The organism is Rhodanobacter sp. K2T2, assembly GCF_013408815.1.
In the GTDB taxonomy this organism is placed as follows: Bacteria; Pseudomonadota; Gammaproteobacteria; order Xanthomonadales; family Rhodanobacteraceae; genus Rhodanobacter.
Genome location: NZ_JACCCA010000005.1, coordinates 204,658 through 220,463 on the forward strand (window position 1 = coordinate 204,658; position 15,806 = coordinate 220,463).

A 15,806-nucleotide genomic window follows, 5' to 3' on the forward strand; every position below is an offset into this window, starting at 1 on the left:
AGTTTCTTGCGCTGTCGCCGCGCCGTCATCCAAGGCTCGCCGGCTGTCGCACAAGCGCCAACGCAACGTCATCTTGCCGGCCCAGACTCCCGCCGACCGTCGCGCCGGCAAGGCCCGCGGTTACGAATCAGGGGGAAACGATTCGATTGCAGCACTGTTGCCACTGCAGGAGACAAAGCCATGCGCTTACCGATTCATCGCAAGCACTACAAACCACTGTTGCTCGGCCTGCTGACCGTCACCATCGCCGGTATCGTCAGCGCCCAGAGCACCACCCCACCGGACAAGGACGCCGCGTTCCGTCAGGGCGTACCCGCGGCCGCCTCCAGACACCAGGCCGGCCTGCCCGGCGGCATCGTCACCCTCCACAATCCCGGCCAGGGCGGTGATCGCAGCGGGTATACCCGCACCCCGATCAAGCACGTGATTCTGCTGATCGGTGAGAACCGCACCTTCGACCACGTCTTCGCCACCTACACGCCGCCCAAGGGCCAGAGCATCAACAACCTGCTGTCCGAAGGCATCGTCAACGCCGACGGCACACCGGGACCCAACGTGGCCAAGGCTCAGCAGTGGCAGGCATCACAGACGGGCAAATATTCCAACACGCCTACGCACACCGCACCGTTCGCCACGCTGCCGCCGATGAACACCGGCGGCGCGCCGACGCAGGCGCCGTTCTCTTCCGCCGCACAGGCACAGTCGGTCGAACCCGCGCTGCCGAGCGACGCCTATCAAGAGCTCGCCGAAGGCGGCACCGGCCTGCCCAACGATGTGGTCGACACACGTTTCCCCACGCAGCTGGCCAACGCGCCGGTCGACATGCACGCGTCGATCAGCTACGACGACTACGCCAACAGCCCGGTGCATCGCTTCTTTCAAATGTGGCAGCAACTCGACTGCAGCATGCAGAGCGCCACCGCGAAAAACCCCAGCGGCTGCCGTGCCGATCTCTTCCCGTGGGTAGAGACGACCATGGGTGCCGGCAACAACGGCGTCGCGCAGCCGGCCAACTTCACCAACGAAAGCACGGGCGAAGGCTCCACCGCCATGCAGTTTCTCAACGTGGCCAAGGGCGATGCGCCCTACTTCGCCGAGCTGGCGAAAACCTACACGCTGAGCGACAACTTCCATCAATCGGTGATGGGCGGCACGGGCGCGAACCACATCATGCTCGGCTACGGCAACCCGATTTTCTACGCCGATGCCGACGGCAGCCCCACCGCACCGCCGAGCAACCAGATCGAAAACCCCAACTCGCAGTCCGGCACGAACAACTGGTGGGTACAGGACGGCTACGGCGGCGGCTCCTACGTCAACTGCGCGGACGACACCCAGCCCGGCGTGGCGGCGGTAAAGGGTTATCTCAAATCGCTGCCGTACCGCACCTTCCGCGGCACCGACTGCAAACCGGGTGCCTATTACCTGGTCAACAACTACAACCCCGGCTACATGGGCGATGGCACGCCCGCACCGCTGGGCAGCACGCAGTTCACCATTCCGCCGACCAAGCAGGACAACATCGCTCTGCTGCTGAGCAAGCACAACGTCAGCTGGAAGTACTACGGCGAAGGCTGGGGCGACGGCAAGGAAAACGGTGAGGCAGGCACTTTCTGCAACATCTGCGATCCGTTCCTCTACTCCACCCAGATCATGACCAATCCGACCTTGCGCGCCAAGAATCAGGATATCAACGACCTCTACACCGATATCCAGAACGGCACGTTGCCCGCCGTCTCCATCGCCAAACCCGACGGCATTCTGGACGGCCATCCGGCCTCGTCGAAGCTCGAACTGTTCGAGGGCTACGTCAAGAAGATCGTCGACATGGCCAAGGCCAATCCGGCGGTATGGAACGACACCGTCATCATGGTGACCATGGACGAAGGCGGCGGCTACTACGACTCCGGTTACGTGCAGCCGATCGACTTCTTCGGCGACGGCACGCGCATTCCGCTGCTGGTGATCTCGAAGTACTCGCAGGGCGGCCGTGTGGTGCACACATACTACGACCACGTTTCGTTCGACAAATTCGTCGAAGCCAACTGGGGACTGGACGCCACCATCTCCCCGCGCAGCCGCGACAACTTGCCCAACCCGATCGCTTTGCGCGGCAACCCGTACGTGCCCGTCAACGCGCCGGCCATCGGCAACCTGATGGACATGTTCGACTTCTCGCGCGGCGGCTGGACTACTGCTGCCGTGCAGGACGGCACGCAAAACTGATGAAGTAACACCGCGCGGTTTCTGCTGAGGGTTCTGCTGAAGCGAACCGCGCAAAGGCCCCGGGCATGCCCGGGGCCTGCTTTGTTTTTGTCACCGGAGAACATTTCATCATGCATCGACCGATTCGACACAGCCGACGCAGACTGCAAAATTCCGATGTCCGTCGCCGCTTTATCGTTCTTCTATTTCTTACTGCCGCGCTCGTCAGCACTGCCACCCTTGCCGACCCAGGCGACTTTCAGGCCATGCCCGGCCTGTGGAAAATCGTCACCCGCATCGTCAGTCACGGCCAGATCGTCGGCCAGCCGAAAACCACCTGGCACTGCGTCGACGAAGGGGCCGACCCCTGGGTCGAGTTCGCCGCTATCGACGTACCGAATCAGACCAAGTGCCTGCGCCACGATCAGCGCCGCCGCAGCACCGCGCTGGACTGGTCGTTGAGTTGTCCTGGGAATACGTCGACGACCGGCAAGGGCCGCGTGGATTTCGATTCGCCGGAGCATTATGTGGCGAGTGTCGCGATGGAGGGGGAGGGGGAGGGGGAGGGGGAGGGGGAGGGGGAGGTGGTGCGCGTGGAAGGAAAGCGCTACGCGGCTTGCACCAGTCCGAGCGACTGACTTTTGTTTGCGGTGATTCTCTCGAATCATCGAATGTAATCACCCCTCCCAGGCTCTATTGGGGGAGAGCCTGGGTAAAGATTCACTTTACTTTTCCCCGTTGATGTCTTTTTTGCAGCAGAGCTTTCGTCCTTCGCCGAAGGGTGAAAGCTCTGCTTGCAAAGCAACGCAACAGGGATGGCTTCAACCCGCGGCTTGCGCGGACTTACCCATCGCCTTGAGGCGGCGCTTCGCCGCGCGGCGCTCCATCCGCGCCGCCTTGCGAATCTTTCGATCGTGATTCCACAGATAGATCGCCGGCGTACTCAACAACGTCAGCAGCTGCGACACCAGCAAGCCACCGACAATCGCGATACCCAGCGGCTGGCGCATCTCCGAGCCCACGCCGAAACCGATCGCCAAGGGCAACGCCGCGCCCATCGCCACCAGAGTCGTCATGGTGATCGGACGGAAACGCACCAGCGCCGCCTCGCGGATCGCCTCGGGTGCCGGCAGGCCGCGTTCGCGTTCGCCGACCAAGGCGAAGTCGACCATCAGGATCGCATTCTTTTTCACGATACCGATCAGCATGAGAATGGCAATGATCGCCATCAGGCTGAGCTGCGTATGCGTCACCAGCATCGCCAAAAACGCGCCCGCGCCGGCGGCGGGCAGCGTCGAGAGAATCGTCAGCGGATGACCCAGGCTTTCGTACAAGATGCCCAGCACGATGTACATCGCGACGATCGCCGCCAGCAGCAGGATCATGCCGTTGGACTGCGCCTGCTGCAGGCGCTGGTTCTCGCCAGTGAAATCGAGCCGCACTTCTCCCGGCAGATCGGCTGCCGCCGCGATCTGCTGCACCAGCGCCACGCCCTTGTCCTGGGTGATGCCCGGCGCGAGGTTGTAGTGAATTTCCGAGGCCTGCTGCTGGTCTTCATGGGTGATCAGGGTAGGTGCGAGATTGGGTTCGATATGGGCTAGCGCGGACAACGGAACCATCTGGCCCTGCGTATTGCGCACGTAGAGGTCGAGCAGGGTTTCCGGGCTGATCCGCTCGGCGGCGGTTGATGTAAGTACCACCCAATATTGGTTGATGTCCGAGTAAATGATCGACGCCTGCCGTTGCCCGAACGAGTTGTATAGCGCCGAATCGATCGTGCCTACGCTCACCTGCAGCCGCGCGGCGGCGTCGCGATCGATCCTCAGCAACTGCTGCTTGCCGACGCTGTCGAAGTCGCTGCTGATATCGCGCAGCTCTTTGTGCATGCGCATCAGCCGCTCTACCTTGAGCGACACCGGCTGCAGATCGCCGCCACTGCTGTCGATCAGCTGAAAGGAATACTGGCCGCCGCGATTGTTGCCGCTACCACCGCCGAGAAACTGCACCGGATTCAGGTACACCCCGACGTCCGCCAGTTTCTGGTAGCGCTCGCTCAATCGCGCCAGCACCACCTTGGCGCTTTCGCGGCGCTGCCCCGGGCCGCTGCCCTTGGGCTTGAGGTCGATATACATCGTGCCGTTACTGCCGACCGCGCCGCCAGGCCCGTTGTCGTTGCCGAGGATGGTGGTGGCATCGAATACCGCCGGGTCGGCCTGGGCGATGGCACCGACCTGCTTCACGCGTTCGCTCAACAACTTCGGCGAAATATTGGCGTCGGCCTGGATCTGCGCTTGCAGCAAGCCGGTGTCCTCCTCCGGCATGAAGGCACCGCCAGCCGTTTTCACTACCGCAACGCCCAACGCTGCGGTCAGGAGCAGCAGCAGCAGCGGCTGCCAGCGCATCAGCCGGCGATGGCGCATGGCCCAGTCCAGCGCGCGCTCGTAACGATGGTGCAGACCACGATCGAAGCGTTCCAGCGCGCGTTCCAAACGTCCGGGTTGGTGCTCGCCGGCGTGTTCGAACTTGAGATAACTGGCGCACAGCGCCGGCGTCAGGGTCAGCGACACCAGGGCCGAGATCACGACCGCCGCAGTCAAGGTGACCGAGAACTCGCGCAGCAGCTTCACCAGCAGGTTGTTGCCGAACAGCAGCGGCGCGAACACGGCGATCAGCGATAGCGTGATCGAGATCACCGTGAAGCCGATCTCGCGGGTGCCGTTCAATGAGGCCTCCAGCGGAGTCTGGCCGTGCTCCATGTGCCGCACGATGTTCTCGATCACCACGATCGCGTCGTCCACCACGAAACCGATGCACAGCACCAGCGCCACCAGCGACAGCGTGTTCAACGTATAGCCGAAGGCCCACATCACTACGAACGCGCCGGCCAGCGAGAGCGGCACGCTGAGCGTGGCGATCAACGTCGGCCGCAGTCGGCGCAGGAAGACCAGCATCACCAGCACCACCATCACGATGCTGATCAACAAGGCCACCTTAACCTCCTGCAGGGCCGACTTGGTGGTCTGGGTGAGATCGAACATGGGCGTAAGCTGCACGTCCGCCGGCAGCCATTGGCGCAGCTGCGGCAGCTTGGCGCGAATCGCGGCGGCGGTGGCCACCGAGTTCGCTTCTGGCCGCTTGCTGATATTGAGGATCACCGTGCGCTGACCGTTGAACCAGGCGCCCTGGTATTGATCCTGCTGGCCGCTGCTGATGGTCGCCACATCCGACATACGCACCGGCACGCCCTTCGTCATCGCGATCAACAGATCGGCGAATTCGCCCGACTCGTGCAAAGCGTCGTTGGCGATCAGCGTGGTCTGGGTATGGCCGTCGCTCAAGGTTCCTTGCGGCGAGCTGACATTGGCGGCGATCAGCGCATTGCTGACATCGTTGGCGGTAAGCCCCTTGGCGGCCAGCGCGTCCGTATCCAGGGCGATGCGCACCGCGTGCGGCGAGCCGCCACCCACCTGCACACGCGCTACGCCAGGAATTTGCGCCATCGCCGGCCTAAGCAGGGTATCCGTGAGGTCGTACAGTTTTTCCGGCGGCAGGCTGGTCGAGGTCAGCGCAACCAGCAGCACCGGAATCTGCGAGGTGTCGAATTTGAAATATTGCGGCGGCGCCGGCAGGTCGCTGGGCATATCGGGCGCTGCGGCATTGATCGCCGCCTGCACGTCGAGGGCGGCCTTGTCCGCGTTGCGGCCGAGATTGAAGCGGATCTGCACGAACGCCGCGCCTTCGTTGCTCTCCGAATGCATTTCATCGATGCCGGGAATCTGGCCCAGGTGGCGTTCCAGCGGCGCCACCACGGTAGACGCCATCGTCTGCGCGCTCGCCCCCGGCTGCTGCACCACTATGTAAACGCCCGGAAACTCCAGCGATGGCAGTGCGGCTACGCCAAGCAGCAAGTAGGCGCAGATGCCTGCGAGTATCAAGCCCAGGGCAAGCAGCGAAGTGCCGGCTGGGCGGCGAATCATGGGGGCAAAGATATTCATGGCGCTTTCTTGGCCGACAACCCTGGCGGCGAGCCGCCACGTGTGAATCCCTTCGCCACGGGCAGAGTGTCAGTGGCCATGGCGCGCGTCTCGATCATACCGGCGTTATGCCTGTCGGACAGCCATGGCGTATGTGCCTTAAGTCCTTACCCTGTCGAAAGGCAGGGGTCGCGCACCCATACAACTTCTCTGCGCAGCCACTCCGTCAACCCTCTTCCGGGGGCGCCATCAGATCTGTGGCGCTGCAACGCACGATCGAGCACCGCGTAAGCTGCGACGACGGGAGTGGTGCGCGGTCTCGGCATGGCGATCGAGGCTATTCGCTAGCCGCGCCTCGATGCTGCATCACTTACTCCTGGTGCCACAGAGGAAGCTCTGCTTTTGATCGACATCAACGACAGCAAGCTATCCCGCTACGCGCTCAGCGAGACGATCGGATTTTCTTCAGACCCCGGCCTGCGCCGGCTTACCCAAGGCCTTGAGCCGCTTCTTCGCGGCGCGTCGTTCCATCCGCGCCGCCTTGCGAATCTTCCGATCGTGATTCCACAGATAGATCGCCGGCGTACTCAACAACGTCAGCAGCTGCGACACCAGCAAGCCACCGACAATCGCGATACCCAGCGGCTGGCGCATCTCCGAGCCCACGCCGAAACCGATCGCCAAGGGCAACGCCGCCCCCATCGCCACCAGGGTCGTCATGGTGATCGGACGGAAACGCACCAGCGCCGCCTCGCGGATCGCCTCGGGTGCCGGCAGGCCGCGTTCGCGTTCGGCAACTAGCGCAAAGTCGACCATCAGGATCGCATTCTTTTTTACGATGCCGATCAGCATCAGGATCGCGATGATCGCCATCAGGCTGATCTGCGTCTGCGTGACCAGCAGCGCGAGAAACGCCCCCGCGCCGGCAGCCGGCAGCGTGGAAAGAATCGTCAGCGGATGGCCGAGGCTCTCGTAGAGAATGCCGAGCACGATGTACATCGCCACGATAGCGCCCACGATCAGGATATAGCCGTTGCTTTCGGCCTGTTGCAGGTTCTGGTTGGCGCCGGTGAAATCCACGCGCATACCTTCGGGCAGTTGCACGATCGTGGCCGCCTGATTGATCAGCGCGATGCCCTTGTCCTGGGTCACGTCCTTGGCCAGGTTGTAGTTGATGGTCGACACTTCCATCTGGTTGTGGTGGCGGATGCGCGTCGGCGTGAGGCTGGGCGCAATGCTGGCCATCGCCGATAGCGGAATCATGCTGCCCTGTGTGTTGCGCACGTAGCTGTTGAGCAGGGCCTGCGCGCTGATCGATTCGGCCGCGGCGGAGTTGAGCACTACGCGATACTGGTTGAGGTCGGAATAGATCACCGACACCTGACGCTGGCCGAACGAGTTCTGCAGCACCGAGTCGATGTCGCCCATGCTGACCTGCAGCCGGCTGGCCGCATCGCGATCGACCTCGATCATCTGCTGCTTGCCGACCTGATCGAAGTTGCTGCTGACGTCACGCAGCTGTTTCATGGTGCGCAGCTGATGTACCAATTTCAGCGTCCACGGCTGCAGGTCGCCACCGTCGGAACTGACCAGCTGGAATTCGTACTGGCCGGCGTTGTCTCCGCTGCCGCCACCGCCGAGAAACTGCACCGGCGAGACTTCAACGCGCATGTTGGGCAAGGCGTCGAGTTTCTTGCCGAGTCGATCAATCAGCACCTTGATATTTTCATGGCGCTCATCGGCACCGCTGCCGCGCGGCTTGAGATCCACGAACATGCTGCCGCTATTGCCGACGGCACCGTTGCCGCCGCCGTTGGCGCCAAGGATGCTGAGAACGTCGACCACATCGGGTTCGGCCTGGATGATGCTGGCCGCATGCTTGACGCGCTCGGCCAACAAGGTCGGCGAGATATTGGTATCCGCCGTGAGATCGACCTGAAGCTGGCCGGTGTCCTCGTCGGGCATAAAGGTGCCGCCAGCGGTTTTCACTACGGCAACGGCCAGCACCATGGTCAACACCAGCAGCAGCAGCGGCTGCCAGCGCATCAACCGGCGATGGCGCATGGCCCAGTCCAGCGCGCGCTCGTAGCGATGGTGCAGGCTGCGGTCGAAGCGCTCCATCGCCTGCTCGATGCGCGAGGGCTGGCGCACGATGCCATGCGCATCCTGTTTCAGCAGCAGGCCGCACAACGCAGGCGTCAAGGTCAGCGATACGAGCGCGGAGATCACTACCGCGGCGGTCAGCGTGACAGAAAATTCGCGCAGCAGCAGTACCAGAATACTGTTGCCGAACAGCAGCGGCGCAAACACCGCAATCAGCGACAGCGTGATCGAAATCACCGTAAAGCCGATTTCGCTGACACCGACCAGCGATGCCTCCAACGCCTCTTCACCGTGCTCCATATGCCGCACGATGTTCTCGATCACCACGATCGCGTCGTCGACGACGAAGCCGATGCACAGCACCAGTGCCACCAGCGACAACGTGTTGAGCGTATAGCCCAGTACCCACATCACCACGAAGGCGCCGGCCAGCGAGAGCGGCACGCTGAGCGTGGCGATCAGCGTAGGCCGCAGGCGGCGCAGAAAGACCAGCATCACCAGCATCACCAGCACGATACTGATCGCGAGCGCGACCTCCACCTCGTGCAGCGCCGACTTGGTGGTCTGCGTGAGATCGAAGATCGGCGTGATGGTGATATTGGCCGGCAGCGCGGCGCGCAACTGTGGCAGCTTGGCGCGGATCGCTTCGACCGTGGCGACCGCGTTGGCCTCCGGACGCTTGCTGATCTGCATGGCCACGGTCTTGCTGCCGTTGAACCAGGCGCCCTGGTATTTATCCTGTTCGCCACTGTAGACCTTGGCCACGTCGGACATGCGCACCGGCACGCCGTTGATGTCGGAGATCAGCAGCTTGGCGAAGTCCTCGGGCGTCTGCAGGGCGTCGTTCGCCGTCACCGTCATCTGCGTGTGCCCGTCCGAGAGCACGCCCTGCGGCGAGGACACATTGGCGGCGATCAGCACGTTGCTGATGTCGTTGGCGGTGAGGTTCTTGGCGGCCAGCGCATGCATGTCCAGATCGATGCGCACCGCGTGCGGCGTGCCGCCGAACACCTGCACCTGGGCCACGCCCGGAATCTGCGCCATCGCCGGCTGTAGCAAGGTATCGGTGAGATCGTAGAGTTTGTCGATCGGCAGGCCGTCGGATTTCAGCGTCACCAGCAAAATCGGAATCGATGCCGTGTCCGCCTTGAAGTACTGCGGCGGGCTCGGCAGAACCGGCAGATCCGCCTGTGCGGCGTTGATCGCAGCCTGCACATCGCGCGCGGCTTTATCGGTATCGCGCCCAAAATGAAAGCGCACCAGCACGGTTGCCGAACCTTCCGTGGCATTGCCATACATTTCGTCGATGCCGGGAATCTGACCCAGATGCCGCTCCAGCGGCGCCAGCACCGTACTGGCCATGGTCTGTGCGCTGGCACCGGGCTGTGCGGCCTGCACGAAAACGACCGGCAGCTCGAACGACGGCAGCGCCGCCACGCCGAGCAGAAAATAGGCGCAGATACCGGCCAGCACCAGGCCGATCGCGAGTAGCGAAGTGCCGGCAGGGCGGCGAATCATGGGGGCGAAAATATTCATGGCGCTTCCGTGGCCTGCAAGCATAGCGGCGAGCCGACGCCGGCGAACACCTTCGCGGACGTAAAAGGGCATGCGGCAGCGGCGTGCGTATCGATCATGCCGACTTTATGCCTGTCGGCGTGCGCAAACGTATGTGCCTTAAGTCCTCACCCTGTCGAAAGGCAGGGGTGAACGTCCCTGTTCGTGTTGCTTCCGCTCCACTCCCTGGAGTGCCACTCCGCCAGCGTCCGTGCTGACGGCACATACGCATGACTCAAAGACTTGCCGGGCTATAGCGCAGCGTCAAATACCAGGTGCGGCCCGGCTGGTTGAAGTAGTACGCGGTTTCATAGTTGCGATCGAAAATATTGGCCAGCCGCGCCTCGACCTTCCAGCTCGGCGCAAACGCATAGCTGGCGCGCAGATCGGTGGTGGTGTATCCGCCGAGGCGATGCAGGTTGGCCGCGTCGTCGTAGCGCTTGCCATCGGCGTTGAAGGTGGCACCGAAGGCAAAGTTGCCGTAGCTCTTGTCCAGCTCCACGCGCGCGGTCTGCTTCGGCCGCCGCGGCAGCAGGTTGCCGTTGTTCGGGCCGCTGTCGTCCTCGATCGGCTGCATGGCGGTGAGGTAGGTTTGCAGACGCCAGCCATCGAGGTTTACGCCCACCTGCCCTTCCAGCCCGCGGATGCGCGCCTGGCTGATGTTCTGCGGCACGTAGTTGGCGTCCAGCGTGATCAGCTGGTTGATGCGCGTCTGGTAGGCATTCAACGCCCAGTTCCAGATGCCCACGGTCTGCGACAGCCCCAGCTCGGCGCTGCGCGAGCTTTCCGGCTTCAGATTCGGGTTGCCGCTGCCGTAGGGATAGTAGAGATCGTTGAAGGTCGGCGCATGGAAGGCGCTGCCGTAGCTGGCGGTGAGCTTTAGGCCATCGGCAAAGTTGTAGCCCCACGCCGCGGCGCCGGTGTTGTGATTGCCGAACTGATCGTTGTGGTCGTGCCGCGCCGACAGCTGCACTTCGTTCTGGCCGAAGGTGCCCTGGTACTGCGCATAGGTGCCCGCGTCGCCGCGAGTGCTGTCGAGATAACCGGTGTCGCTGGTGATGTGCTCCTGCTGATAGTCCGCGCCGACGGTCAGCAGCTGGCCGCTGCCGAGCGCGATGTCGTTCTGCCAGGAAAACTGGTTGCGGCGCGAATCGGCGTAACCGGTCGGCGTGCGCGGGTAGTAATCGCCGAAGTACGTGCCCTGGTAGTAGGTCTGCGAATCGTCGCGGCTCTGGCCCGCATTCAGCGTCACCTTCCAGATATCCAGCGGCGAAAAACTCAGACGCGCTCCGGCGACATGCTGCTCGTTGACGGCATCGTTGCCGCCGTACGGACTGCCGGCATATTCGACGTCGCTCTTGCTGCGCAGCCAGTCGAACGCCAGCTCGGTGCCGTTGTCCCAGCGGTAGCCGGTATTGGCCGAACCGTTCCAATTGCGGTAGGCGTCATCGCGCGGATCGTCGACAAAGCAGCCGGCCCCTGCTTCCGCAGCGCCCAGGCGACAGGCGGGGATACCGCTTGTGTACTCACCGCCCAGGCTGACGTTGTACCAGGCGTGCGGATCGCCGCCGGACAAGCCGACCTGCGAATTGACGAAACCGTTGCTGCCGGTGGTCATGCTCAGCGATGGCGCAATGCCACCGCCAGGGTTACCGTGCTTGGTGAAAATCTGGATCACGCCGCCAATCGCGTCGGCGCCGTAGAGGCTCGAGCGCGGGCCGCGCACGATTTCGATGCGATCGATCTGCTCCACCGGGATCTGTTCGAACGCGGGCAGCCCGGCAGTGATCGAACCGATCCGCACGCCGTCGATCAAGACCAGCGTATGCGTGGAGTTGGTGCCGCGCAGAAACAGCGACGACTGCTGGCCGATGCCACCGGACTGCGCAAACGTCACGCCCGGCAGACCATTCAATAGATCGATCACCGACACCGGTTGCAGCCGCTCAATGTCGGCGTGGGTGATGACGGTCACGGACGACAGCGATTCGTCGATATGGATCGGCGTGCGCGTGGCAGTCACGATCACCGGATCGAGCGAGCTGGTGTTGCTCAGATCGGCAGCACCCTGGTCAGCCGCGTGGGCGGCCATCATGCAGCTCAACAGCGAGGCTGCCAGTAAAGTCTTTTTCAATGTCATTCCCCAGCCGCACACCCGCGTACGGCCCACACGTTCGATGGGCTGGCAGCCGACGACAGAGAAAGACAGAACAACGGGCAGGCGCGGCACGCACAAACTGAGGTCGCCACGGCACGTGGTTCAGCCTCGCCCACCGCGAGCTACCAGAAATCGTCCAGGCCGGTCTCCGGGCTGACGAGCAGCAGACACAACATCATCCGCTCCGAACGGCGCCTTCCCGTGCAAGCACAGTGGCATTCGCCGTTCGTTGACTCGCTTACCGTTGCGGGGGCAGCGCCGGCCTTGCAGTGCTTCCGCACCACGCACCGGCTTCCCGTTTCATCCCTTCAGCGTAAGCCTTCGGGACACCTCGACCTGATCAATGTAACGCCAGACAGCTATGCAGGGCAATCCAGCCAGGGATTTCAGGCCCTTGAGTTGGCCACGCCACCAATCCAGCTTTGCGTGATTTTGTAATCGTCATCCATGACAACGAGGTCGGCTCGATAGCCGGCGGCGATGCGGCCGTGGCTGTCGCTCAGACCGAGAAAATCCGCGGGATAGGTGCTGGCCATGCGCACCGCTTCGTCCATCGGCAGGCCCAACATCTCGACGGTGTTGCGCACGGCGCCGGCCATGTCGAGCGCGGAGCCGGCGAGTGTGCCTTGCGCGGTCTGGCAGATGCCGTCTTTCGCGGTGATGGTTTCGCCGTTGAGTACGAAGTCGGGGTGATCCGCGCCGACCGGTGGCATCGCGTCGGTGACCAGCAGCATCTTGCCGCGCGGCTTGGCGGCGATCGCTGAGCGCAGCGTCGCCGGGTGCACGTGATGGCCGTCGACAATCAGTCCGCACCAGCTTTGCGCATCGTCGAGCGCGGCGCCGACCACGCCGGGCTCGCGGCTGCCCAGCGGCGTCATCGCGTTGAACAGATGCGTGAAGCCGCGAATGCCGTCGGCCAGCGCCGCTTTGGTTGTGTCGTAATCGGCCGCGGTGTGGCCGGCGCAGAGCACCAGCCCCGCCGCGGCCAGCGATTTGATGCTCTCACTCGCCACCTGATCAGGTGCCAGCGTCATGAGGCGCACGCCAGCATGCGGAGCGCACAGCATCGCGAGTTCTTCGCTGCCGGGGGCGTGAAAAAATTTCGGATCGTGCACGCCCTTCCGCGCGGGCGCGAGATAGGGGCCTTCGAGATGGATGCCCAGCACGCCGGGCACGTTGTCGGCCAGCGCCTGCTCCACGGCGGCCATCGCCGCGCGCATGGTTTCCACATTGTCGCTGATCAGCGTCGGCAAAAAACCGGTCGTGCCGAAGCGACGATGCGCGGCGCCGATCTGGCGAATCGTTTCCACGGTCGGCGCCTCGTTGAACAGCACCCCGCCGCCGCCGTTGACCTGCGTATCGATAAAGCCGGGCAGCAGCATGGCGCCGTGCAAATCCTGCTGTTCGGCCTGTTGCACGCGTGCATCGGACGATGGCAACACGTCGAGAACATTGCCGTCGTCCAACAGCACGGCCACATCGTCACGCCAACCTTGCGGAGTGAGCACGCGAGCATTCGTGAGGGCGAGTGTCATGGCGAATCCTGATGAGGTGTGTGTCGAAAAGTCGGCTTGCCGATTCGAGGTTTGGAACAACGACAAAGATTGAAAGGTGTCGGCAGGTTGCACTTCGACTACGCCCGCTGCACCAGTCATATTTTTGCGGACAGTGAGGAGTGCAGCTGCAGGAATGATCAGCGACGGCGCTTTTGCTCGCCCCTCGTCCCTACCCGCTCGACTCTCACGAAGATCAAACCGTCTCCGTCACCTTGTTGAGATGCGGCGGCACATCGGGGTTGAAGCCGCGGCGCAGCGACAGCTCGGCGGTCGCGCGATAAAAACTCTGGATGATCAGCAGCGGCGTGCACAGCGCCGGCAAGCCCGCCATCACCGGCAGACTGCCTTTTCCTTTCTGACCCGGCGCGGCCACCCACACGTGTGCGCCGCGCTGGCGAAACATGTCGGCCAACGCCAGCGTGCCTTCCAGCGTGTCGTCGTCCTGCGCGAAGCACAGCACCGGAAAATCCGGGCCGACCAGCGCCATCGGGCCGTGCTTGACCTCCGCCGCGCTGAACGCCTCGGCATGCAGGCCGCAGGTTTCCTTGAACTTCAGCGCCGCTTCCAGCGCGATGCCGAGACCGAAGCCGCGGCCGACGACAAACAGATTGTGCGCGTCGGTCAGCCCTTCGCTCAGGCTCGACCAGTCGGCGTCCCAGCCGCTGCGCAGCGCGTCGGGCAGGGCATGCAGAGCTTCGCCCAGTGCATTGTCGCCACGCCAGCGCGCGCATAGATGCAGCACGGCGGCCAGCGCGGCGATATAGCTCTTGGTAGCCGCAACGCTGCGCTCCGGCCCCGCGTGCAGTGGGATCACCGTATCGGCGATGGCGGCCAGCGGCGAATCCTCCACGTTGACCAGCGCGATCACGCGGGCGCCGGCGATCTTGGCCGCCTGCGCGTTGCGCACCAGGTCGGGGCTTTTTCCCGACTGCGAGATCGCGATAAACAGCGCGTCCTGCCAGCGCTGCTCGGCCGCGTAGACCGAGGTCACCGAGGGCGATGCCGAGGCGGTGACGATCCCGAGCTGGGTTTCGAAAACGTACTTGGCATACGCCGCGGCGTGATCGGAACTGCCGCGCGCGCAGGTCACGATGAAGCGCGGCGGATGCGCGCGCAACGTCTGCGCCAGCGCAGTGACGATTTCGTCATTGACGGCGAACTGACGCGCGACAACGTCGGCGGCTTCGTGCGCTTCGCTGTACATCAAGGTATCGCGTGCCTGCATGGGATTCTCTGAAGTAAAAGGTTTATGGACGTCCAAATGGCTATTCGATCGGCTTGACAGGAGAGCCCATCAATCCGTCTGTAGTTCGGCAACAAAGTCGTAGATATCGCCGCGATACCAAGAGCAGGTGAACTCGACCACGCGACCGTCGTCGAGAAAGCTGCGGCGCTCGATGTTCAGACCCGCGCTGCCGGCGCTGACGTGCAGCAGCCGCGCCTGCTGCGCATTGAGCGACACCGCGCGAAGGCGCTGCAACGCGCGCCGCGGCCGGCAGTTGAACTGCTCCAGCACTTCGTACAGTGAGTCATGCACCAGCATGGGATCGGGCAGCACGCTGGCCGGCACCACGCTGCGCTCGATCGCCAGCGGCTCGTCCTGGCCGTAGCGCACGCGATGCAGACGCACCACCAGCGAGCCCGGCGAAAGATTCAATGCCATCGATTCTTCCGGCGTCACTTCGCCAATGCCGCGCTCGAAAAACTCCGAGCGCGGATGCAATCCGCGCTCGTGCAGATCTTCGGTAAAACTGGTCAGCCGCGACATCGGCTTAACGATGCGTTCGGCGATAAAGGTGCCGGCGCCGTGACGCTGGGTCAGCAGGCCTTCTTCCACCAGCCCGGCAATCGCCTTGCGCACGGTGACCCGCGAAAGCTTCAGCGCCACCGATAGATCGCGCTCGCTGGGCAGTGCCTGACCGGGCTCGATATCGCGGTGCTCGACCACGTTGCGGATCGCCCGGCGCAGGCGCAGATAGGCCAGCGGCTGGTTGGTGGCCGGATCGAGGCAGATCCGGCGGTATTCGTTGGCCAAGGCGCTTTCCATAGTCACACAAGATACCAATGGATAACCACTTAGACAACCACCCCAATACCATCTCCCCAGAAACTGGGGTGCCGAAAGGGCTTTAGTTAGCCTTTTGCCCGTTCCGCTTACGATTTCTAGGAGCGGGCAGAAACGGGTGGCATCCTCTGGTATGTCACTGGTATGATCGATGCCAACCGGGCAGCAGCACCTCTTGGTCGCGCTTGTCT

Annotated in this window: 8 protein-coding genes and 1 riboswitch; of the genes, 2 read left to right on the top strand and 6 right to left on the bottom strand. The window is 63.3% G+C overall.

Translation table 11 applies throughout. From position 1 onward, the window contains the following. Positions 1 to 180 precede the first annotated feature (180 nt). Together HDE78_RS10060 and HDE78_RS10065 are read left to right on the top strand one after the other, a co-directional pair. Positions 181 to 2,226: an alkaline phosphatase family protein gene (locus HDE78_RS10060; protein WP_179478859.1), complete on the top strand. Its 2,046-nt coding sequence runs from the start codon at positions 181 to 183 to the stop codon at positions 2,224 to 2,226. A gap of 65 nt (positions 2,227 to 2,291) precedes the next feature. Further along, positions 2,292 to 2,843, top strand: coding sequence for a DUF3617 family protein (locus HDE78_RS10065; protein ID WP_179478861.1), 552 nt, complete (start codon positions 2,292 to 2,294; stop codon positions 2,841 to 2,843). Between the two features lie 183 nt (positions 2,844 to 3,026). Here HDE78_RS10065 and HDE78_RS10070 read toward each other — a convergent pair whose 3' ends face one another. The 6 genes from HDE78_RS10070 to HDE78_RS10095 form a co-directional block, all read right to left on the bottom strand. Beyond that, a complete protein-coding gene (locus HDE78_RS10070) occupies positions 3,027 to 6,200 on the bottom strand; it encodes an efflux RND transporter permease subunit (protein ID WP_179478863.1) in 3,174 nt (1,057 codons plus the stop codon). A 444-nt stretch (positions 6,201 to 6,644) separates the two neighbouring features. Next, a complete protein-coding gene (locus HDE78_RS10075; RefSeq protein WP_179478865.1) occupies positions 6,645 to 9,818 on the bottom strand; it encodes an efflux RND transporter permease subunit in 3,174 nt (1,057 codons plus the stop codon). Between the two features lie 253 nt (positions 9,819 to 10,071). Next, positions 10,072 to 11,976, bottom strand: coding sequence for a TonB-dependent vitamin B12 receptor (gene btuB / locus HDE78_RS10080; RefSeq protein WP_345776050.1), 1,905 nt, complete (start codon positions 11,974 to 11,976; stop codon positions 10,072 to 10,074). 139 nt (positions 11,977 to 12,115) lie between these two features. Further along, positions 12,116 to 12,343: riboswitch (cobalamin riboswitch) on the bottom strand. A gap of 37 nt (positions 12,344 to 12,380) precedes the next feature. Next, positions 12,381 to 13,529, bottom strand: a complete 1,149-nt coding sequence (gene nagA, locus HDE78_RS10085) for an N-acetylglucosamine-6-phosphate deacetylase (RefSeq protein WP_179478869.1) — start codon at positions 13,527 to 13,529, stop codon at positions 12,381 to 12,383. Positions 13,530 to 13,743: 214 nt separating this feature from the next. Beyond that, entirely contained in the window at positions 13,744 to 14,775 is a 1,032-nt protein-coding gene (locus HDE78_RS10090; RefSeq protein ID WP_179478871.1) for an SIS domain-containing protein, read from the bottom strand. Between the two features lie 69 nt (positions 14,776 to 14,844). Next, positions 14,845 to 15,597 carry a GntR family transcriptional regulator gene (locus HDE78_RS10095; RefSeq protein ID WP_179479110.1) on the bottom strand — a complete coding sequence of 251 codons (753 nt, stop codon included), beginning with the start codon at positions 15,595 to 15,597 and terminating at the stop codon, positions 14,845 to 14,847. Between the last annotated feature and the right edge of the window lie 209 nt (positions 15,598 to 15,806).

Coding starts and splice junctions, on each gene's coding strand:
- HDE78_RS10090 (WP_179478871.1), bottom strand. CDS start 14,775: ATGCAGGCACGCGATACCTTGATGTACAGCGAAGCGCACGAAGCCGCC.
- nagA (WP_179478869.1), bottom strand. CDS start 13,529: ATGACACTCGCCCTCACGAATGCTCGCGTGCTCACTCCGCAAGGTTGG.
- HDE78_RS10075 (WP_179478865.1), bottom strand. CDS start 9,818: ATGAATATTTTCGCCCCCATGATTCGCCGCCCTGCCGGCACTTCGCTA.
- btuB (WP_345776050.1), bottom strand. CDS start 11,976: ATGACATTGAAAAAGACTTTACTGGCAGCCTCGCTGTTGAGCTGCATG.
- HDE78_RS10060 (WP_179478859.1), top strand. CDS start 181: ATGCGCTTACCGATTCATCGCAAGCACTACAAACCACTGTTGCTCGGC.
- HDE78_RS10095 (WP_179479110.1), bottom strand. CDS start 15,597: ATGGAAAGCGCCTTGGCCAACGAATACCGCCGGATCTGCCTCGATCCG.
- HDE78_RS10070 (WP_179478863.1), bottom strand. CDS start 6,200: ATGAATATCTTTGCCCCCATGATTCGCCGCCCAGCCGGCACTTCGCTG.
- HDE78_RS10065 (WP_179478861.1), top strand. CDS start 2,292: ATGCCCGGGGCCTGCTTTGTTTTTGTCACCGGAGAACATTTCATCATG.